Source organism: Arenibacter algicola, from assembly GCF_000733925.1.
GTDB classification, from domain to species: Bacteria; Bacteroidota; Bacteroidia; order Flavobacteriales; family Flavobacteriaceae; genus Arenibacter; species Arenibacter algicola.
Genome location: NZ_JPOO01000001.1, coordinates 1808553 through 1828619, shown reverse-complemented (window position 1 = coordinate 1828619; position 20067 = coordinate 1808553). Strand labels below are relative to the sequence as shown.

The following is a 20067-nucleotide window of genomic DNA, read 5'->3' as shown; positions in this document are numbered from 1 at the left end:
AATTAATTGATATTCACGTGTATTCCTTCCTTTTCGGATTTTTCACAAGCCTCTATAATTTGCTGGCATGTAATGGCATCCTCTAGGCTGGAAAGTGCCTCTTCATTATTCCGAAGTACATTATTTATGAAATGCGTTGCCGTATTCTTTATGGATTCGGGATAGGCCTGATACGTTTGCGAATGGGCTCCGTTACGATCATTTATTACCCAATCCCTATAGCTGTATCGCGTACTACCTTTTGTCCCAATAACTTTTATAATACAAGTCCAGGGATCTCCTGCATGGTCATCATTGGCAAAGCTAGCCGATAAATGGCTCAAGGTACCGTTCTGCATTTTAATATTGGCCATGGCCACATTCTCTTGCGGGGCAATGGTCGTATCTACAGTATGTTTTAAACAAGAAATTGTTTTTGGCTGTCCGGCCAAATATAGCATAGTATAGCTATGATGGGTCAATATCTGGCGAATGACCCCGGGATAACGGGCCCTGATATCCTCGGCATGATGTATGTTGTACATCATATAGAATTGGGAAATATCACCCAATTTGCCGCTCTCGATCATAGACTTTGCTCTTTTTATCCCTGCCTCATAGATATAATTATGGACAGGCATGCATTTTACACCTGCAGATTTAACAGCTGCCTGCATCAATTCCAATTCGGCAATACTAGAGGCTGCCGGTTTTTCTACCAATATATGTTTTCCTGCCTTGGCCGCCCTAATGGTATAATCGCAATGGGTTTCCATATTGGTCAATATAAAAACGGCATCGATTTGGGGGTCCTGAAACAATTCATCTTCCGTTTTATAGGTTTTACACCCGAAAATTTTCGCTTTTTTTGCCCCCTTCTCAAAAGTTCTGTTCCATAGACCCACAAGTTGGGCACCTGGTAAACTATTTATAGCTTCTGCATGCAAATTGGCTATATCTCCCGCTCCAATAAATCCTATTCCTATATCTTTCATGAGGCAGCCGTAGAATATTTTAATGTGCCCTTTTCTGCCATAGCTTTGAACTCGATCAACGACCTTCGTATTCCCTCTGCTATTTCTGTCAACGGCAAGTCTTTGAATGTGCTTGCTATTTTACTATGATCCAAATCGCATACGAACAGGTTGGGCGGAGCACCGTCGGTAACGGAAAGGGATACATATTCCCCCATACCCAAAGCGGTAGCCTGTTCTTTTATAATATCCAAAAATGATGTAATCGGAATAGTCTCCCCCTGTATATTAAAAGCACCGAAGCCTTCGTATGGCTGTAGAGCACAGGCAGCGAATTGTGCTCCCACATCCTCCACAAAATGGTAGTTTTCCCTACCCTGGTATGGCATTTCAAATGGAATTACTTTTCCATCCACAGCTCCCAAGACAATGGCCTTTAAGGCATTGGTCGGTGCAGATGTCTTTCCTTTGTCCCTTCCTTTTCCATAGGTGGTGTTCAACCTAAGACAAACGGTAGGTACTTTGGTATTATCGTGAAATAAACGAGCCAAGTGTTCACCAGATAACTTCCATATCCCATAGTGGTTGGGTGGAGCCAAGGGAACATCCTCATTAATTATATCTTGTGGATACATAGACCTCATTCCGTAAACGGCAGCTGAGCTTGCAAAAACGAACCTCTTGAGGTTGGTTAATTTTTCAGCGGCATCAAAAAGGGCCATCGTACCACCAGTATTTATTTCCATGCCACCAATATGATCACGGGAACAATCCGGACTTTGATATGCCCCTAAATGTATAATGTGTGTGGGATCCACTTCGAACAACACCCTTTCAAGCTCCTTGTAATTGGAAACATCCAGAGTAACGAACTCTAAACGGGGATCCAAATCATCAGGTAGCCATAATTTTAATGGGTCTACATTATTGGAGCGGGTTGCAATAACAATTTTCCCAACCTCTTTTGATTGTAGAAGCTTATAAATCGTCACCGATCCTATACAGCCGGTACCTCCGGTAATAAATATTTTGTGCATAATCTTAATGCTAGTTTTTTTTATATTAGGTTGTAGGCCTGTACAAGGACTAACGAATTATCAGTTCATTTTTACAACGGCCTTCATATTATTTGCCTTTATCGAATCTTCAAAAGCTTGGTTAATGTCTTTAAAATCGTAGTAATCCGTGTAGTGTTCAGAAGGAAAAATACCGGTTACCATCAATTTTTGTGCAGCCATATAGTCTGCCCTGCAAGACCCCATGGAGCCTCTCATATTTAAGGAGGTTCGGGTAAGGTGAGTGGCATTTATCTGTACATCCGTTCCGTAAGTGGCAATAACGCATATATCTCCTTCAGGTTTAACAACACCAATCGCTTCTGTTAATACTGGTGGAACACCTGAACATTCTATTAGCAAATCTACCTTTCCATTTGATCCAAACGGAACACCGTTATCATCGGTAATGCCGTTTTTCAATTGGGTGGTCAAGGAATTTTCCGGTGACACTTCTATGGTAATGAAACCTCTTTCCTTGGCTCTTTTCAATCTGATATCCCGATCGTGGGCAATTCCTGTTACAGCAACTCTAGCTCCGGCCGCACGGGCAACTTCGGCCGACATCATTCCGATAATTCCGCAGCCTGTTACAACTACGTCCTGTCCCGGCTTAATGTCGCATTTGTTATATAGGGCATTGGTTATTATGGATAAAGGTTCTACCAAGGCACCTTGGGCCGGGGTAAGGCCTTTCATTAAGGGCACCACCCGATCCGACTCCAACACTACTTGTTGTCCAAACCCGCCGTTTCTATGAAAACCGATTATTTCCTTTTTCGGACATAAATTCCATTTGGAAACGCTACAGGCCGGACATTCCTCATCCCTGCAACCCAACATGGCCAAGGGAGTAAAAATATCCCCCACCTTAAGGTCACCATGGTCACCAGGTCCCAATTCCAAAACCTCGGCGCTAAACTCGTGCCCAATTACCCTTGGACGCTGCACCCAATCAAAATTGGCCTTACCAATAGTTGCACTATTGTCCGAACCACAAATTCCCGTATACAGTGTTTTTGCCAAAATTTCCCCCTCCTTTAAAGGCGGCATTTCCATGTCTACCACTGCAGAATTACTAAGGACAGATTGACCGGTGTTCGGATATATTTTTTCGTTGGATTGAAGACAAAATCCTTTTATAGAATTACTCATAGCATTAAATTGTTAATTTTATTTTCTTGTTCAAAATAAAGTTTAAAAATTGATTATTCAATTATAAACAATGAACTTCCCTTATCTGGATAAGCTTGAGGTTACCATTTGACACCAGTGTCTTTCCAGCTCTTCGTTTTTGCCGACTCCAAAACGGCCTCGCAAACTTTCTGTGTTTCCTGAGCTTCCCTAAATGTAGGTGAGCATGGTTTCCCTTCCTGAAGGGCTTTGAGAAAATCTGCTATTTGATGTACAAAACTATGCTCATACCCAATAGACAGTCCTGGTACCCACCATTTATCCATGTAAGGATGATCACCATCCGTAACATGGATGGAACGCCATCCTCTCTCCTGGGATTCATCCCTATGGTCAAAATATTCCAAGCGACTTAAGTCATGCAAGTTCCATTTTATGGAGGCGTGTTCCCCATTTATTTCAAATGTATATAAGGCCTTATGTCCTCTAGCATATCTTGTAGATTCAAAAAGGCCCAAAGAGCCATTATCGAAATGACAATGAAACATACAGGCGTCATCTATGGTTACTTCCTGTTTTTCCCCCGTACCGGTATGTACTCTTTCTTTGATAAAAGTTTCGGTCATGGCGGAAACATCCTTGATCCCTCCATTTAACCACATGGCCGTATCTATACAATGTGCCAACAGGTCTCCAGTAACACCCGATCCGGCCGCATCATTATCCAAGCGCCATAAACCCTCCCCACCTTGTGGAAGTTCTGGACTAATGGTCCAATCCTGCAGGAAATTAGCCCTATAATGAAATATTTTACCCAATTTACCAGCATCTATAAGTTGTTTGGCAAGAGTTACCGATGGCAATCTCCTGTAATTGAAATACACTGTATTGGGAACTCCTGCCTTTTCTATGGCATCGACCATAGGCTGAGCTTCCGCAACGGTACGCGCCAAAGGTTTTTCACATAAAACCATTTTTCCGGCTTCTGCCGCCGCAATGGCAATTTCGGCGTGCATATTATTAGGGGTACAAATATCTATGGCATCAATGTCATCACGGGCAATAAGCTTTCTCCAATCGGTTTCCACGGACTCATAGCCCCATTGATCGGCAAAGGCCTGGGTACGTTCAAGGTTTCGCCCGCAAATTGCTTTTAATACAGGTTGATATTCCAGTTCGGGAAAAAAATTGCCCACCCTGCGATATCCATTGGAATGGGTTCTTCCCATAAATCCGTAACCTACCATTCCTATTCGTAATTCTTTCTTACTTGACATGTGTACTCTATTTTTTTATTTTAAATTAAAATTCCAACTTTATCGAATGTACAATACGCCTATTATCTTAAGGCGCTTCGTACCAGCCATGCATTTGGCGAACCTTGATCATGGCACCTAAAATATCGTTCCAAGTTTTGGGCTGCATCATAACATCGTTGGGAAACATACAGCCATCCCAACAGATATGCCTGATTTTTTTGGTCAGGATACCGTTTTCATCCCGCAACCAATGGCCCGCATCCACAGCGATGTCCAATTTTCCGTTTGGATCCGTGGCTTGGCAATGCCTTCCTGTTTTATCATGGGATCCAGACCCGAACACCGTGCCATCATTTTGGGCCACATGAAAATCAATTGTCCATGGGCGTAGTGCAGCCGTTACGGTCTTAAGGCCTTCGGTTAATGTTGCCCTATCGTTCCAATCGAAGTCTTTGGGCAATATTCTTTCGTCCTCCTTATTATAACCTAAGAGATACAACAAGGTATGGGCCATATCGGCCTGAAACCCAATATTAGGTCTATCAACGGCTTCAAGGGTGTTCACCATGGTCTTCCAACCGTGCATCCCGCCCCAGCAAATTTCACCTTCTGCCGCTAGAGACTCCCCATAATCTGCTGCCACATCGCAAGCTTCACGGAAGGTTTGTGCTATTAATTTTGTATTGGCCACGGGATCTGCTGCCCAGCTATGTGGATCAACGGACGAATCTATTCTAATTACTCCATTGGGACGTATCCCTAAATCGCGCAATTTTTTACCTAAAATACAAGCCTTGCGGACCTGGGTTACAAACTGATTGCGTTCCTCCCTGGATCCCATTGCGGAGCCTCCTCCGGTACCGGCCCATACAGGAGCTACCAAACTTCCAATTTCAAGGTTTTTGGCCCTTGCCTTATCCGCCATTTTTTTAATACCATCATCATTGGAATCTATATCCAAATGGGGGTCGGCAGCAAAAAGGTCAAATCCATCAAATTTAACCCCATCTACCTCCGCATTGGCGGTTAGCTCTATCATGGTATCTATAGAAATTGGTGGCTCTGAATCAGGTCCTTTCCCTACCACGCCGGGCCACGAAGCGTTGTGGAGTTTTGGATAATTGTTTTCTGGCATAACAATAGTTTTTATTCGTTATATTATTTTCTTGGCATTATTACCGATTCCCACCCCTTCAGATCGGACGGTTTTACATTTTTCTGATACCCCTCGAAATTAAATGTAGTTGGCTCATACCCCCCTACAAAATCTATCGGATTGTCCTCTTTAATTACATCTTCCATTTCCAATCCCCAAAAACAGGCGTTGATGAGCATTCTTCTAAAACCTTCATTCAGGATATCCTCTGAAGCCCCATGGGTAGTTGTAAATGCCCTTCCGGGCTTTCCTTTTTCCAACTGGTAAGTCCTAACCCAGGCAACAGGTAATTCTTCCTTGCTAGTGTCGGGTGCCGCATCAGGGGTCATTCCGTTCAACACCCTTCCCCTGGCCAATATCTTCAAATCATTGCCTTGGGGGTAGGCATTATAGCCTCCACATTGCGCCCATGCATTTTGTACTCCGCGCATTATTGGATGTTCCTTATTATTTTCTTCCATAATCAGTTTGGAAGCCTGTTGATGGTTCTTGCCATAGTGGCCTACCCAGGTTTCCCCTAAAACCACTTCTCCAAATCCACCGTGCCAAGCCTTGTTTTCACCTTCATATTTAAAGTCATAATGATTCCAGTTAGGGTTGTCGGCATTTTTAAAAGCATGTGTGGTAGTCCGTAAGCCTATTACAGCCCCCCCCCTATTTAGATAGTCATCTATGTATTGCATCTGCTCATCTTCAAAATTTGCAAACCTCATGAACATTACCATAAGGTCCGCCTTTTTAAGTACATCGAGTCCCTTAAGGTCCGACCCTCCGGGAAAGATATTGCCGTCATCGTCCAAAGCCCAAACCACGGTACAACTAAAACCATATCTTTTGGCCAAAATCCTGGCCAATGCAGGTAAGGTTTCCTCACCCCTATATTCATGATCCGTAGCTATAAAAACAATATGTTTACCTTTTCCAGGACCTTCCGAGCCATTGTATGTTATACGGTATTCATCCGGACTCCTTTCACCCTTAATGGCCTGCCCATTTAACAAGGGACCATCATTGTCCAACTCCACTCTGTCCGTCTGCGCTATCAATTGTTCCGAATATTCCTTACCTAGATCGGCAACGGCATTGCCGTCCTTATTCCCACAAGAAACAAGCACACCAGCCACCAAGAAAGACCATAGGGCATTCCATGTGAACTTCCCAAAAAAAGAATATCCGAAAATTACTGATTCCAACATAATAATACAAATCTTAAATACCCGGCGCATGAACTATTTCAATACCCTACCCTCAAGAGTTAGCGGGAATCACAGTATAAAAATTCCACGGATAACCAATGGGCACACTAAGCCATTTAGTTTATCAATATCCACATTTATTATCACTTTTTATACACTATTCTTAAAATTTATAGCAATAAAATTTGACAATAAAAACTTAGGTTTACAAATCTAAAATACTATCCGCATGAATATTCCCTATATCTTACTAAAAGATGACACTTTTTTGTCTTAAATTAGCCAAAATAAAATTTAATCCGCCAATTTATGAGTACCCCCAACATTGAAAAAACCCTAACAACAAAAGAAACTTTTATTTTCAAGGATATGGTAGGCCCCTACTTCAATCCAAATTGGCACTTTCACCCGGACTTCCAAATATCCTTGATTGCAGAGGGCAAAGGCACCAGATTTGTTGGGGACCATGTACAATCTTTTGAAAAAGGCGACCTGGTTGTTACGGGCCCAAACCTTCCACATTTATGGCGTAGTGATGACGCTTATTTTGACAAAAACAGCAAACTCTCTACCAGAGGCTTGGTAATTTATTTTGACCACGATCTCTTTAGTGAATCCTTATTGGGCAAGGAAGAGTTTTATAATATAAACAAGTTTGTGGAGAATTCGGTCCGGGGCATGGAATTCTATGGCGAAACCCGAAATAAAATAAATAAACTTATTCATAAAATAAATAATGAACTAGGATTTCGAAGAATCATAAAACTACTGGAAATAATAGATATCCTGGCCAATAGTGAAGAATATCACCTATTGTCCAGTCCGGGGTACACCAATGTCTTTAAAGGGGATGATGCCGACAAAATGCGGATTGTCTACGACTATGTGATGTCTAACTTCAAGACCAAAATCTCATTGGAAGAAATAGCGGAAATGCTCAATATGACCACCACCTCTTTCTGTAGGTATTTTAAACCTAGGGCCAATAAGACTTTTACACGCTTTGTAAATGAAATCCGAATAGGGCATTCAAGAAAGTTATTGCTGGAGGATAATTTCAATATTTCGCAAATAAGTTATGAGTGTGGATTTAATGCCCTATCAAACTTCAACAGACAATTCAAGGCAATCGTACATATGAGCCCCCATGAGTACCGAAAATTGTTTTTGAATATCAAAACAAGCATATCCTAATGAAATAAATTATGGCCCACACCCTATTGGCGCAATTATTATTTAGAAGTTTAGGATTAAAATCCGGTAATAACCAACCCTAACCCATTTACCAGAGTTTAAAACTCAGTCTAAATAAATTATAAGCATATTTTACCCTCACCATATTATCTGTCAATTTCGGGCCACATAATACAGAATAATTCTTCCTTATATACTACACATATTATAAGCTGCAATGCATTTAGGTTTTAATGACAATGACCCAATTTATTACAATGACAAAAAAGTACCATTATTTAGTAGGATATAGGAACTTTAAAAAATCATTAAAGTTTAAATTTATCAGCTTTTAAATTTTCTGGTTGAAAGGATCTCAAACAAAAGGTGTAAATGCCGTATAATAAAAGCGCAAAATAGGTAGTCTTTAATTTGTTATTTGATAAATCAATTAAAAATAAATTATGATTATTGTAAAAAAGAGATTAAACTTATACGCTGAAATCAAAAATTAAATTATACACCAACTAATTAAAAATCTATTAAATCCAATGGAAAAATCAAATGATCAACAAAAAACCAATGCCAACAGACTGTTTTACGGTAGCTGTTTCGCATTAATTACTACCGCATTTTCTTTTAGTATTAGAGCCGGTATTCTTCCACAGTTAGGAGAAGAACTAAGTTTAAGCGCTGAACAACTGGGCTTTATCAATTCCATGTGGTTCTTTGGCTTTCCGATATCCATGGTTATCGGAGGATTGATATACCATAAGGTTGGTGGAAAGGCCATTATGCAATTTGCCTTCTTTGCCCATGCCTTAGGGATTATTCTAACCATTTATTCTGGCAGTTATGTTGGCTTACTCATTTCCACCTTATTAATAGGTCTTGGTAATGGTTGTACCGAAGCTGCCTGTAACCCTATGATTGCGGACGCCTACTCCGGAACCAGAATGAGTAGAATGATGAACCGTTTCCATATGTGGTTCCCCGGAGGTATTGTAATAGGCAGTCTTGTATCCAAATTCATGACCGATGCAGGCTTAAGTTGGGAGACTCAAATCTGGGTGATTATGATTCCAACCTTGATCTATGCCTATTTGTACTTTGGACAGTCTTGGCCTAAAGCCAAAATTGAAGCTGCTGCCACCCTTAGTGGTAATTTAAAAGCCATGGTGTCCCCACTATTTATTTTCATGATTATATGTATGTCTTTGACAGCTATCTCCGAATTTGGTCCACAACAATGGGTAGGCCTTATCTTGGCCAAGAGTGGTGCAGAACCAATGATTATATTAGCGCTGGTTACAGGACTAATGGCCGTAGCCCGTTATTTTGGAGGGGAAGTAGTTCACAAATTCGATCAAACGGGAGTCCTATTGGGTTCTGCCGTTCTAGCCACAATAGGTATCTATCTTTTTAGTACCCAAACTGGAACCATGGCTTATGTTGCTGCCATCTTTTTTGCATTGGGAATAGCCTATTTCTGGCCAAACATGATTGGTTTCATTGCAGACAAAATACCAAAAAGTGGTGCCTTGGGAATGTCCATTATTGGTGCTGTAGGTATGTTCTCCTCATCCATATTCCAACCTATTATTGGAGGTTGGATCGATTCTGACAAGGCAGAAGCCGCTGCCGCAGGATTTACCGGGGATGAATTGGAACTGGTATCCGGACAGGCCACCCTTGGTACTATGGTAGCCTTCCCCGCTATTTTGATCGTCCTATTTACCATACTTTGGTTTTGGGTCAAAAAACGCAAAAACACCGATGCCGCTGAAGCTACTAGTGGCCAACCCGTAACAGACTATTAGAAAATACATAAAATTAAAGTATGAAAATTGGAATGAATATGTTGCTCTGGACTAACCATGTCACAGAGCAACACTTTGATATTGTAGATACCCTAAAAAAAACTGGCTATGATGGTATTGAGCTGTTCTTAGGAGAAGGGGATCTTAAGCATTATACAAAATTAGGCAAGCATTTTTCCAGCATCAATATGGGTGTCACTGCAGTAGGTGCATTATCTCCAGAGCAGAATATTGCCAGTCCCGACAAAAAAACAAGGGAGGCAGGCCTGGAGCGTTTAAAGTGGACCATAGATATGGCCGAGGCCGCCAATGTTGAAGTGATATGCGGTCCTTTTCATTCCACCTTTGCCCTATTTACACGCCAACCACCTACACTGCAAGAAAAACAATGGAGCAATGAGATGCTTTATAAAGCGGCCGAATATGCCCAAAAAGCCAATATTGTGCTTACTCCTGAAGCCGTGAACAGATTTGAATGTTACCTATACAACACTATGGCCGACCTTGGCAGTATGGTCCAGGAGGTAAACCATCCAAATTTGGGCGCCATGTTCGATACACACCATGCGAATATTGAAGAAAAAAGTCAGGGCCAAGCAATTAGAACCATTGCTCCCCATTTAAAGCACGTGCATATTAGCGAGAACGATAGGGGTACCCCCGGTAGTGGACAAGTACATTGGGATGAGGTCTTTGCCGCCCTGAAAGAGATAAAGTATGACGGCTGGCTTACCATTGAGGCTTTTAGCACCATTATTCCCGAGTTCGCCAATGCCATAAACGTATGGCGGGATTACTCTCCCTCCGAAGAAATCTATACCAAAGGCTTGAAATTGATCCAAGAAGGCATGGGAATTAAATAATTAATCCAGTCCATTATGTCCAATATGAATACACTAAAAAATAATTAATGAAAAATCTATTACCCATCCTTATCTGCCTTTTTCTGTTCGCCTGTAAAGAACAAAAAGAGGCCAAAACGAATGAAACGGCACCCGTGGAAACTACGGACACTCCCCAGCAATGGCTAACTTTTGAAGGTGGTGATAAGAATGCAAAGCATATAGTCCTTATTTCTGGGGATGAAGAATACCGCTCTGAGGAATCGATGCCGCAATTGGCTAAAATCCTTTCCGAACACCATGGTTTTAACTGTACCGTATTGTTCGCCCAAGATCCGGCCAACCCTGGTATAATTGATGCAAATTATGTGAAAAACATCCCAGGCCTGGAAGCTCTTGACAGTGCAGACCTGATGATTATTTCTACAAGGTTTAGAGCTTTGCCAGACGATCAAATGAAACACATTGATGATTATCTTATGGCTGGTAAACCTGTAATTGGACTTAGAACGGCTACTCATGCCTTTAACTTTAAAGATGAGGATGTCTCCAGTTATAAACATTATGGAAACTCCTATAAGGGGGATTTGGAAGAATGGGACGGTGGATTTGGCCGGCTTGTTCTAGGCGAAAATTGGGTAAGCCATCACGGGCACCACAAGCACCAAAGTACCAAAGGTTTTGTGGCCGATGCAGGAAAAACTACAGGAATTACCAATAGTATTGCAGATGGGGATGTCTGGGCCTCTGCCGATGTCTATGAGGTTCGCCTGCCAATGTCCGGTGATTCCCAACCTATAATTTATGGAAAGGTAATGAATAGGAAAGGCGAATTCGACGAAAATGATATATTTTATGGAATGCGCCCCACAGATGATGAAGCTGCCAAGACCAACAATACAGGAAAAGATGTAAGTGCACCACTAATGCCGGTAGCATGGACCAAAACCTATCAAATTCCTGGAGGAAATAAAGGAAAGGCCTTTACCTCCACGGCCTTTTCAGCAGTAGATTTCACGATTGAAGGAACAAGGAGATTAGTCGTAAATGCCGTTTATTGGGCGCTGGATCTACCGGTACCTGCCAATACCAAGGTTGAATTGGTAGGTTCTTATAATCCTACTACCTATGAGTTTAGGAAGGACGAATACTGGGATCAGAAACAACTAAAAGTATCCGATTTTAAATAACACCAATTAACCAACCAATCTTTACCAAGCCAATAGAACAAATTCTATTGGCTTTTTTTATTTACAATACTTCCATAAAGCCAAAAATATTTCAATTTCATATTGGAATATTTATTAATTTTAGATTATTGACTTAAGCCAAAGCAAGCAATTTTAGGCCGTGTTTTATGTCCAATTTAAATTGGACAGATGTATTTCCCCTCTCTTTTTTTTAGATATTGATTTTATTTTCCCGTAATCTACAGGCCGGTTGACCGTACACAGTTTTTTATTCTCTTATAATTGGACCTAACCAACATTACCTTCCAACAAATGGGTAGTTGGCTCTAACATACCTCCTTAATCCAAGGTAGTATGTCTACACAGAAGAAGATTGAAAAATATCTACAAATAATTCGTTCAATATAATTTAAATCAAAAAATATGAAAAAGTGCTATCTAGTATTTAGTATGTTGGGAATATTATGTATTTCCTGTAATTCCCCCAAGCAAAAAGAAATCGCCAAAGCCGTTGTGGCAAAAGCAGAACCCAATACTATAGTCGATAAGGTTACAAGAGGTCAGCAATTAGTTGCTTCCGTTGGATGTAATGATTGTCATTCCCCCAAAATCATGACCGACAGAGGTCCGGAGGTTGATCCGGATAGAAGACTCTCAGGGCATCCTTCCCAAGAGAACCTACCCCCTTACGATAAGGAAACTGCAAAATCTTATGTACTTTTCAGTATGGGACTTACTGCCGCCGTAGGACCTTGGGGAACCTCATTTGCCGCTAATCTCACACCGGATGAAACTGGAATCGGCAACTGGTCCGAAGCTCAATTCTTAAAGGCCATAAAAGAAGGGAAATTTAAGGGAATGGAAAATACAAGACCTTTGCTACCGCCCATGCCGTGGACCGAATATCGGAATTTCCCTGATGAGGACCTTAAGGCTATTTTTGCATATTTAAAAACAATTAAACCAATTGACAATGTAGTGCCCGCGGCCATACTAGCCACACCTCAGCCATTGGAAGCCAAATAGGTTTTGATTAAACGACTTTGAAAAAATTAAAATGGGGTTTAATTATCACATCCATTCCCAGCAACTCTGGGAATGGATGATTTTTTCATTTAAGTTAAGATTAATTCGACAGTGGGTTCTTTGAGGCCATTACAAGTCTAATCTTTCTTGGGAAAGATGGAGGGCGAGGTGTTTTCATACGCTTTTTCACCCCCTATTAAAGTAAATTCTTCTTTGATCTTTTCCCTATTTGTCCATACTATCCAATCAGTAAGTATGGGAAAATAGCGAATTATTAAATTGGCCAGAATCCCTAATCGTGTTAACGTGATTCTCTTTTTTCTTTTGGCGATCATATCACAAACGCTTTTGGCAACGGATTGTGGAGATGCCAAGTTTACATTTGTTCTTTGCGGCAAATAGATCCATGAACCATCTACGTCCAGAATTCTTTTTTCGGGATCATTAACAGTAAAGCCAACATGGGCAATACCCACATGGATTCCATAGTCATACCACTCTATCCGTAAAGCATCCACCAAGGCCGCCTGGGCCAATTTTGATGCTGTATAGGCAGAATTATAGGGCATTCCCCGGAAACCACCGGCACTATTAATAAAGACAACATGTCCGCGGGTCTTTTTTAAATGCTCAAGGGCATATTTGCTAAGATAGGCGGAGCCATTAAAATTGGTTTCCATAAGCATAATAAAATTGGAAGTGGCCATTTCCTCCAAGGAACCCCTACTACTTATTCCTGCATTGTTGACCAAGATATCCAACTGTCCATAGCTAAGAATAGTTTCATCAATTAGGTTGGCACATTGATCCGGAAGACGTACGTCTGCCATAAAAGCTTTTACATCATAGCCCATTGAGGACAATTCCTCGCGACTATTTTCAAGTCTATCCTTTTCCCGACCGTTCATAACCACTTTTGCACCTCTTTGGGCCAACTCAATAGCTATGGCCTTTCCTATGCCCATACTAGATCCACTGACTAAGGCAACCTTATCTTTTAGAGAGTGATTATTCATGCCTTTAGGTCTTTCCACTTTACCATTTTACCACTATTTTACCCATGGATTTTCGCGATTCCAAATACTCATGTGCCTCGGCTATTTGAGCAACTTTAAACTCTCCACCAACAAAGGGTTTAATAATGCCATTTTGGGCAAGAGCGATAACGGCCTTCATGGCCCTGGCCACCTTCTCTGGATTATCCTCCCCCATTTTAAGCATATTTACCCCGATCATCCCCCTGGAATTGCTCAAAAATTGAAGTGGGTGATAAATTCCAAATTGGGCCAAAACTCTTATTTTTCCTAAAATCGATTTTGTCCTGTTCATAGAAGAAACCCCGTAGCTTACCAATCTTCCTCCAGCTCCTAGCAGTTTATACCCCTTCCGTACAGAAAGACCGCCAACAGGGTCAAAAATGACATCCAATCCTCCTGTTCCCAGTATCGTCCTAATTTCGGATACAAAATCCTTTTTCAAATAGTTAATGGGATGATGTACCCCATTTTTCCGTAAGTAGTCTATTTTATCCGAAGAACTGCAGGTTCCAAAAACAAGACATTTTTTGTGCAGTGCCATTTGCACCAAGGCGGTTCCTACACCTCCGGCAGCAGCATGCACAAGTACCTTATCCCCTTCTTGAATATTGGCCATATTATGGGATAAAAAATAAGCCGTAGTGTATTGTGTACCCAAGGCCACGGCTGTTCCTGCAGACATGGATTCTGGTATTACGCAAGCTACTTCCTTTTGGGCCACGGCATATTCCGCATACCCTCCAAATTGGGTCATAGCGCTAACACGGTCTCCCACTTTTATATTCTGAACATTACTCCCAAATTTTTCAACATGCCCAACAACCTCATATCCCAACAAAGCAGGTAATGGTGGCGCCCCTTTATAAAGTCCCAACCTGGCCATGACATCGGCAAAGTTAATTCCGAAAGCTTCCACCTTAATAAGCACCTGATCATCCGATACTTCTGGAGTATTGACTTCCCGAATTTCAAATGCAGTATTAGACTTGCCATATTTCACCAAATAAACGGCCTTCATTGATTAAATTATAGGATATGAGTAGTAAGGTAGTCAATTAAAAAATGGAAAGGGACCTTATCAACAATAGATTGGGTTTAAATAACCCTTTAAATTTTGAATATTATTAGCACCAGAATAGCACTTAAAATAAGACCTACTTTATATCCCTTAAACATTGTTCGTTAGGATATTGTTCCATCTCTATAATGGGTCTCTATAAATGGATAATGAGGAAATTATCCCAAAAAAATATCCCTCTGTAACAACTAACAGAGGGATAAACCTAAAGGCTTGTGCGGCCGATTATGAACTTACCAAGGATAAGTACAAGCTACACGGCATTCTTAGATAATTTGGCAAGGGAAAAAGCACCTATGGCCATAACAACATCCCTAACAGCAACATCCAAATATTGACCACTAATTATCAAAGTCAAAGCTATAAGAACCAACCAGGATGAAACAACCAATGCCCCTATCGCCGGCTTCACCAAAACCAAAATCCCCGCTGCTATTTCAATTACCCCTACAATTCCCATAAAGGTATTTGCATCAAAAGGCAATAAATCTATCAATCCAGGGGATGAATAGATGGCCCAATCTACAAGAATGTTGGTAAACTTGTCCAAACCCGCAATGATAGGAACCAATCCAAAAGTAAACTTTAGCATGCCACTAACAAACTGTGCATTTCCACTCATAATTTTATTATTTAAATATTATGATCTTTAGATGTAATCGCCAGGTTTGGGTTACAAAAATATTGGTAAATATCACCTATGACAGCAGGTTTAATGTCTGGTAAGCTCTTGGATCTTGCCCATCACTTGTTCCACCAAGCGATCGCATTTTGAATTACCAAACTCAAAGGCATTTTTAGCATTGGAAAACTTCATTACTGATTCTTTCATCATGTTCCTGGCCCTGTGAAGCCTCACTTTTACATTGCTATTGCTCAATCCCAGACTATCCGAAATTTCTGAAATCTCTAAATCTTGGACTTCTTTCAGCATATATACAATTTTATATTTCTCCGGTAGCAGATCTATTGCTTTTTCAATAATATGTACCGATTCCGCATACATGGTTTTTCTTTCTGGATTCATAATAGACCTATCCGCCAATTGAACGATACCTTTTTCGTTACTAATATCCAACATTTGATACCTTTTGAACTTTCTTTTTCTCTGTAAAGCCTCATTTATTCCTATCCTTATTAACCAAGTAGAAAATAAGGATTCATTTTTAAACTGATATAATTTTTGGAAAGCTTTAATATAGGTATCCTGCATTACATCATCAATATCCGATGGCCTGTCTATATAGCTTCTTACTGTTCTATACAGCAGTTCATTATAGCGTCTTAATAGTATTTCGAATAATTCGGTTTCACCATCCAGTACCTTCTGAACCACCATGAAATCCGGTATGGTTCCCTGTGAAGACATGTCTATCTTTCTTATGGGTTTACAGTTGTCCATTATCATTGTTTTAGTATTGGATGTCATTTGATAAAAAAGGTTACAAAGTTTTGTAACCTGAACTCAATATTCACATCAAATCTTACGGCAAATGCCCAAAAAAATCAGTTTTACAAGATACAAACAGGGCAATATCAACTTATTACAATATACAAAATAGTCTATTTATAAAATATATAAATCAATTCAATTGTGAAATATCCTATAAAAATTCTAGACAAATCCTGGCTAACCCATAATGTAACTTTGTTGGTTTTAGAAAAACCAGAAGGATTTACACATAATATCGGGCAAGCCATTGAACTAACTCTGGACACCCCCAAGTTTAGAAGTCAGTTTGCTCCTTTCACCCTTGTTAGCTCTCCGGAAGAAGAACAGTTAAAACTTATTGTAAAAATCTATCCCCAACACCATGGATTAACGGAAGCATTGTCCCAGGCAAAACCTACAGATCCTTTGATCATTACAAGTGCCTGGGATTCATATGTATATAAAGGAAAGGGAACCTTTATTGCCGCTGGCTCGGGCATTACTCCCTTCATTCCAATGTTTCGGAATCTAAATAATAAAAAACGACTAGGAAAGCACAGGTTGATTTACGCCAACCGAAGGGTTAACGATATTATTCTTCAGGCAGAACTCCATGACCTATTCAAGCAAAACTTTTACAATATTCTAAGTGACGAAAAAAACTCAGACTACGATTACGGCACCATTGATTATAACTACCTATTGTCCAAAATTGACAAGTTTGATCAACATTTCTACGTCTGTGGACCAGATGCTTTTATAGACAATGTAAAAAAAGACCTGATACGAGGCGGGGCAAAGGAAGCTAACATTCAAACTGGCTATTAACTATGAAAACAAACGGAAGAATACCAATGACGGCAGACATCAAAGACCAGGAAGCAATAGAGAGTAGTGAGAAGAAATCGGTTAAAATTAATACCATAGCCTTTTATTTTAGAAAAATAATGGAAACCTTGGAACTCAACCTAGACGACCCCAGTTTGAGGGATACTCCTGAAAGAGTAGCCAAAATGTATGTCAATGAAGTTTTTAAAGGCTTGGACGAATCCAATTTTCCCAAAATATCATTTTTCGGGAACCACTACAAATACGATGAAATGGTTTTGATCAAGAATATTAACCTTTTCTCTTATTGCGAACATCATTTTGTGCCATTTTTTGGTACAGTAAGCATTGCCTATTTCCCAAAGAATCGCGTAATAGGTCTTTCCAAAATTAATAGGATTGTACAATTTATAGCCAGTAAACCTCAAGTACAAGAAAAATTAACCATGGAACTTGGCCATGTATTTATGAAGTTATTGAATACCGAAGACATTGCAGTAGCCATTGAAGCAAAACACTTATGTGTGGCTTCCAGAGGAATTGGTGATACCAATAGCCTTACCAATACCAATTTTTTTTCAGGAAAGTTCCGCAAGAGCAAGGTCCAAAATCAATATTTAAATTCCATTGCCCATTAAACTTTGCTATTTTTTTGTAACCCTGTTGTGCTTTCTACATCCAAAGGTAAAACAAATAAATAACGACAAATGAAAGCACTTAATTTAATCAAACTACTTAGCCTATTGATAATTCTGAATACGTTAATCAGTTGCACCAAGACAGAAACCATTACCGAAACCAAAACAGAAATAGTAAACGACACCATTATTGAGACCAGAACGGATACCCTAACCCTTCATTTAGACCCCGCTTTGGTAGCAGAGGGAAAACAAATTTTCAGATATGACACCTTTGGGGACGAAGTCTTTTGGAGCGGTATTTTGCATATAGACAAGGCCATATTGGGAGAAGCCAATGGCGGTTACGGAGATGGGGTTAGTCCGGCTACCGCTTTGGGAGTAGGATTAAAAGTGGATTCGGAGGCCTTACCGGCAGAGGTGGTAGCTGCGATTCAGGCGGGTGAGGTAGACCTTAATGATCCGGCAACCACCATTGCTTTGCTTCAATTGAACGCTGTTGTGGGGGTTAAAGGAACATTTGATGAAGATGGCAATATGACCACCGTGGGGATTAATTGTGCATTGTGCCACTCCACAGTGGACAACTCCTTCGCGGATGGCATAGGGAAACGTTTAGACGGCTATCCCAATAGGGACCTGAACGTAGGAGCAATTGTAAATTTAACCGACAACAAGAAATTTTTGGCCGATCTACTTCATGTAGATGAACCTACCGTGGAGACCGTACTTAACGGATGGGGACCAGGCAAATTCAATGCCGGCCTATTTGTGGATGGTAAGGCCTTACGTCCAGATGGAAGTATTGCCGCCAATCTACTTCCTGCCGCTTATGGCCTACAGGGGGTTAACCTGGCTACCTATACAGGATGGGGAGACATGGTCTATTGGAATGCCTTTGTAGCCAATTTGGAAATGCACGGTCAAGGTAACTTTACCGATGCAAGACTTAATGATGCTACCCAATTCCCAATAGCGGCAGAAAACAATTTTGGAAATATTGTGAATGAGCCGGATTTGATAACTTCCAAACTTCCAGGTCTTCAGGCTTATCAGTTGTCATTAAAGGCACCTACCCCTCCAGAAGGAAGCTACGATGCTACGGCCGCAGCACGAGGCCAAGACCTGTTCAATGGAAAGGCTCAATGCGCAAGCTGCCATATATATCCCATATTCACCGATGCCGGATACAATCTTCACAGTGCGGAGGAAATTGGCATCGACGACTTTGAGGCTAAAAGATCGCCTACAGGATTATATAGGACAACTCCACTAAGGGGTCTGTTCGCCAGAATGAAAGGTGGATTTTATCATGACGGACGATTTGCTGCCCTCAATGATGTTATTAACCATTATGATACCCATTTTGAATTAGAATTATCTGCTCAGGATAAAATCGATCTAGAGGAATATCTAAAATCCATATAATTTCAGTTGTTTTTTTACTTATTGGTTCATGTTGAAAATACCCATGGCATTAGGCCTAGTCCTACATGTTCGTGGGTATTTTTTCGCTTTAACATACTCATATCAGCATGCTCGGATTCCCAGAAACACAAGGGTATTTAAAATTTATATCCTGTTTGGATCCGTGCCCCCTTAACGCCCAAGCTTACTAACTGCTTGGATATTTCGCTTTCGAAATGCCTAGGTCCACAGATATAGAATTGCTGGTGAAGGTCATTGATGTATTGCTTTAAAATATCAATATTGATCCTACCAAAAACGGAATCAGGAGATTTTGACCTGCTGAGAATGTGTATACAGTTTTTCCCAAAAACCTTTCCTAATTTCCTTTGGAACAAAATATCTGCCTGAGTCCTATTGCCATATAATAGCATATGCTCTTTAATTAAATTCCCACCTTTGGCCTGAAGCTCCTTTAGAATTGGCAAAAAAGGAGTTATCCCAGTACCTCCGGCAATGAATACTCCTGGGCCCTTATAATTATAGGAATCCCAAGGTTCGGTTATTTGCAAGGTCTCCCCTATTGCCAAAACGGACAATCCATAAGTAAGACTGTTCACCTCTGGGTTGATCTTTACAATCAATTCCAAGTAAGGATCACCATTCAAGTTGGTAATTGTAAAAGGGGCAATCGCTAGTTCATACCCTGGTTTATCAATACTTAATTCCATGGCCTGTCCAGGTTTATGGACATATCCGTAAGGTTTTTCTATAAGAAACCGGATTACATTGTGGTTGAGATATTTCTTTTCTAAAATTTTCACTCTGTAAGGAAATGTAAAG

At 40.6% G+C, this 20067-nt stretch carries 19 protein-coding genes; 8 read left to right on the top strand and 11 right to left on the bottom strand.

The annotated features are described in order from the left end of the window. Positions 1 to 2: 2 nt before the first annotated feature. The 6 genes from U735_RS0107840 to U735_RS0107815 form a co-directional block, all read right to left on the bottom strand. Positions 3 to 974 (bottom strand): Gfo/Idh/MocA family protein, encoded by a 972-nt coding sequence (locus U735_RS0107840; RefSeq protein WP_031443293.1) that lies wholly within the window; start codon positions 972 to 974, stop codon positions 3 to 5. After that, positions 971 to 1990, bottom strand: a complete 1020-nt coding sequence (locus U735_RS0107835; protein WP_031443292.1) for an NAD-dependent epimerase/dehydratase family protein — start codon at positions 1988 to 1990, stop codon at positions 971 to 973. The genes U735_RS0107840 and U735_RS0107835 overlap by 4 nt, the downstream gene beginning before the upstream one ends. A 60-nt stretch (positions 1991 to 2050) precedes the next feature. Beyond that, positions 2051 to 3163, bottom strand: a complete 1113-nt coding sequence (locus U735_RS0107830) for a zinc-dependent alcohol dehydrogenase (RefSeq protein WP_031443291.1) — start codon at positions 3161 to 3163, stop codon at positions 2051 to 2053. A gap of 101 nt (positions 3164 to 3264) precedes the next feature. Continuing rightward, entirely contained in the window at positions 3265 to 4419 is a 1155-nt protein-coding gene (locus tag U735_RS0107825) for a Gfo/Idh/MocA family protein (RefSeq protein WP_031443290.1), read from the bottom strand. 67 nt (positions 4420 to 4486) lie between these two features. Then, positions 4487 to 5536 carry a sugar phosphate isomerase/epimerase family protein gene (locus U735_RS0107820; protein ID WP_031443289.1) on the bottom strand — a complete coding sequence of 350 codons (1050 nt, stop codon included), beginning with the start codon at positions 5534 to 5536 and terminating at the stop codon, positions 4487 to 4489. Between the two features lie 23 nt (positions 5537 to 5559). Continuing rightward, positions 5560 to 6753 (bottom strand): ThuA domain-containing protein, encoded by a 1194-nt coding sequence (locus U735_RS0107815; RefSeq protein ID WP_084681083.1) that lies wholly within the window; start codon positions 6751 to 6753, stop codon positions 5560 to 5562. A gap of 309 nt (positions 6754 to 7062) precedes the next feature. Here U735_RS0107815 and U735_RS0107810 point away from each other — a divergent pair, with 309 nt between their 5' ends. The 5 genes from U735_RS0107810 to U735_RS0107790 all read left to right on the top strand — a co-directional run bounded on the left by U735_RS0107810 (position 7063) and on the right by U735_RS0107790 (position 12804). Then, complete coding sequence (locus tag U735_RS0107810; RefSeq protein ID WP_031443287.1) at positions 7063 to 7947, top strand: AraC family transcriptional regulator; 885 nt, start codon at positions 7063 to 7065, stop codon at positions 7945 to 7947. A 530-nt stretch (positions 7948 to 8477) separates the two neighbouring features. Beyond that, positions 8478 to 9746 carry an MFS transporter gene (locus U735_RS0107805; protein ID WP_031443286.1) on the top strand — a complete coding sequence of 423 codons (1269 nt, stop codon included), beginning with the start codon at positions 8478 to 8480 and terminating at the stop codon, positions 9744 to 9746. 20 nt (positions 9747 to 9766) lie between these two features. Beyond that, on the top strand, positions 9767 to 10609 hold the full coding sequence (locus tag U735_RS0107800; RefSeq protein ID WP_031443285.1) for a sugar phosphate isomerase/epimerase family protein: 843 nt from the start codon (positions 9767 to 9769) through the stop codon (positions 10607 to 10609). A gap of 47 nt (positions 10610 to 10656) precedes the next feature. Continuing rightward, positions 10657 to 11778, top strand: coding sequence for a ThuA domain-containing protein (locus tag U735_RS0107795; RefSeq protein ID WP_034248099.1), 1122 nt, complete (start codon positions 10657 to 10659; stop codon positions 11776 to 11778). Positions 11779 to 12201: 423 nt separating this feature from the next. Continuing rightward, positions 12202 to 12804, top strand: a complete 603-nt coding sequence (locus U735_RS0107790) for a c-type cytochrome (protein WP_031443283.1) — start codon at positions 12202 to 12204, stop codon at positions 12802 to 12804. Positions 12805 to 12941: 137 nt separating this feature from the next. On the opposite strand, the gene U735_RS0107785 is transcribed toward U735_RS0107790, so the two are convergent. From U735_RS0107785 to U735_RS0107765, 4 genes are all read right to left on the bottom strand, one after another. After that, a complete protein-coding gene (locus U735_RS0107785) occupies positions 12942 to 13820 on the bottom strand; it encodes an SDR family oxidoreductase (RefSeq protein WP_084681081.1) in 879 nt (292 codons plus the stop codon). A 19-nt stretch (positions 13821 to 13839) separates the two neighbouring features. Continuing rightward, positions 13840 to 14859 (bottom strand): quinone oxidoreductase family protein, encoded by a 1020-nt coding sequence (locus tag U735_RS0107780; protein ID WP_031443281.1) that lies wholly within the window; start codon positions 14857 to 14859, stop codon positions 13840 to 13842. A gap of 313 nt (positions 14860 to 15172) precedes the next feature. Then, positions 15173 to 15541, bottom strand: coding sequence for a hypothetical protein (locus tag U735_RS0107770; RefSeq protein WP_031443280.1), 369 nt, complete (start codon positions 15539 to 15541; stop codon positions 15173 to 15175). Positions 15542 to 15631: 90 nt separating this feature from the next. Then, on the bottom strand, positions 15632 to 16321 hold the full coding sequence (locus tag U735_RS0107765) for an RNA polymerase sigma factor (protein ID WP_232233199.1): 690 nt from the start codon (positions 16319 to 16321) through the stop codon (positions 15632 to 15634). A 192-nt stretch (positions 16322 to 16513) separates the two neighbouring features. Here U735_RS0107765 and U735_RS0107760 point away from each other — a divergent pair, with 192 nt between their 5' ends. From U735_RS0107760 to U735_RS0107750, 3 genes are all read left to right on the top strand, one after another. After that, positions 16514 to 17179: a ferredoxin reductase domain-containing protein gene (locus U735_RS0107760; protein ID WP_034248097.1), complete on the top strand. Its 666-nt coding sequence runs from the start codon at positions 16514 to 16516 to the stop codon at positions 17177 to 17179. 2 nt (positions 17180 to 17181) lie between these two features. Next, the gene (folE, locus tag U735_RS0107755; protein ID WP_157365015.1) at positions 17182 to 17817 is read left to right on the top strand and encodes a GTP cyclohydrolase I FolE; all 636 of its coding nucleotides are present in this window, start codon (positions 17182 to 17184) and stop codon (positions 17815 to 17817) included. Between the two features lie 69 nt (positions 17818 to 17886). Further along, entirely contained in the window at positions 17887 to 19245 is a 1359-nt protein-coding gene (locus U735_RS0107750) for a hypothetical protein (RefSeq protein ID WP_031443276.1), read from the top strand. A gap of 137 nt (positions 19246 to 19382) precedes the next feature. Here U735_RS0107750 and U735_RS0107745 read toward each other — a convergent pair whose 3' ends face one another. Then, on the bottom strand, positions 19383 to 20048 hold the full coding sequence (locus U735_RS0107745; protein ID WP_180994023.1) for a ferredoxin reductase domain-containing protein: 666 nt from the start codon (positions 20046 to 20048) through the stop codon (positions 19383 to 19385). Positions 20049 to 20067 lie beyond the last annotated feature (19 nt).

What these genes read in the sequence shown, in the direction of transcription:
- U735_RS0107815 (WP_084681083.1), bottom strand. Translation starts at nt 6,753, where the DNA reads ATGTTGGAATCAGTAATTTTCGGATATTCTTTTTTTGGGAAGTTCACA.
- U735_RS0107780 (WP_031443281.1), bottom strand. Translation starts at nt 14,859, where the DNA reads ATGAAGGCCGTTTATTTGGTGAAATATGGCAAGTCTAATACTGCATTT.
- U735_RS0107820 (WP_031443289.1), bottom strand. Translation starts at nt 5,536, where the DNA reads ATGCCAGAAAACAATTATCCAAAACTCCACAACGCTTCGTGGCCCGGC.
- U735_RS0107765 (WP_232233199.1), bottom strand. Translation starts at nt 16,321, where the DNA reads ATGGACAACTGTAAACCCATAAGAAAGATAGACATGTCTTCACAGGGA.
- U735_RS0107795 (WP_034248099.1), top strand. Translation starts at nt 10,657, where the DNA reads ATGAAAAATCTATTACCCATCCTTATCTGCCTTTTTCTGTTCGCCTGT.
- U735_RS0107800 (WP_031443285.1), top strand. Translation starts at nt 9,767, where the DNA reads ATGAAAATTGGAATGAATATGTTGCTCTGGACTAACCATGTCACAGAG.
- U735_RS0107830 (WP_031443291.1), bottom strand. Translation starts at nt 3,163, where the DNA reads ATGAGTAATTCTATAAAAGGATTTTGTCTTCAATCCAACGAAAAAATA.
- folE (WP_157365015.1), top strand. Translation starts at nt 17,182, where the DNA reads ATGAAAACAAACGGAAGAATACCAATGACGGCAGACATCAAAGACCAG.
- U735_RS0107785 (WP_084681081.1), bottom strand. Translation starts at nt 13,820, where the DNA reads ATGAATAATCACTCTCTAAAAGATAAGGTTGCCTTAGTCAGTGGATCT.
- U735_RS0107790 (WP_031443283.1), top strand. Translation starts at nt 12,202, where the DNA reads ATGAAAAAGTGCTATCTAGTATTTAGTATGTTGGGAATATTATGTATT.
- U735_RS0107825 (WP_031443290.1), bottom strand. Translation starts at nt 4,419, where the DNA reads ATGTCAAGTAAGAAAGAATTACGAATAGGAATGGTAGGTTACGGATTT.
- U735_RS0107810 (WP_031443287.1), top strand. Translation starts at nt 7,063, where the DNA reads ATGAGTACCCCCAACATTGAAAAAACCCTAACAACAAAAGAAACTTTT.
- U735_RS0107835 (WP_031443292.1), bottom strand. Translation starts at nt 1,990, where the DNA reads ATGCACAAAATATTTATTACCGGAGGTACCGGCTGTATAGGATCGGTG.
- U735_RS0107840 (WP_031443293.1), bottom strand. Translation starts at nt 974, where the DNA reads ATGAAAGATATAGGAATAGGATTTATTGGAGCGGGAGATATAGCCAAT.
- U735_RS0107770 (WP_031443280.1), bottom strand. Translation starts at nt 15,541, where the DNA reads ATGAGTGGAAATGCACAGTTTGTTAGTGGCATGCTAAAGTTTACTTTT.
- U735_RS0107750 (WP_031443276.1), top strand. Translation starts at nt 17,887, where the DNA reads ATGAAAGCACTTAATTTAATCAAACTACTTAGCCTATTGATAATTCTG.
- U735_RS0107805 (WP_031443286.1), top strand. Translation starts at nt 8,478, where the DNA reads ATGGAAAAATCAAATGATCAACAAAAAACCAATGCCAACAGACTGTTT.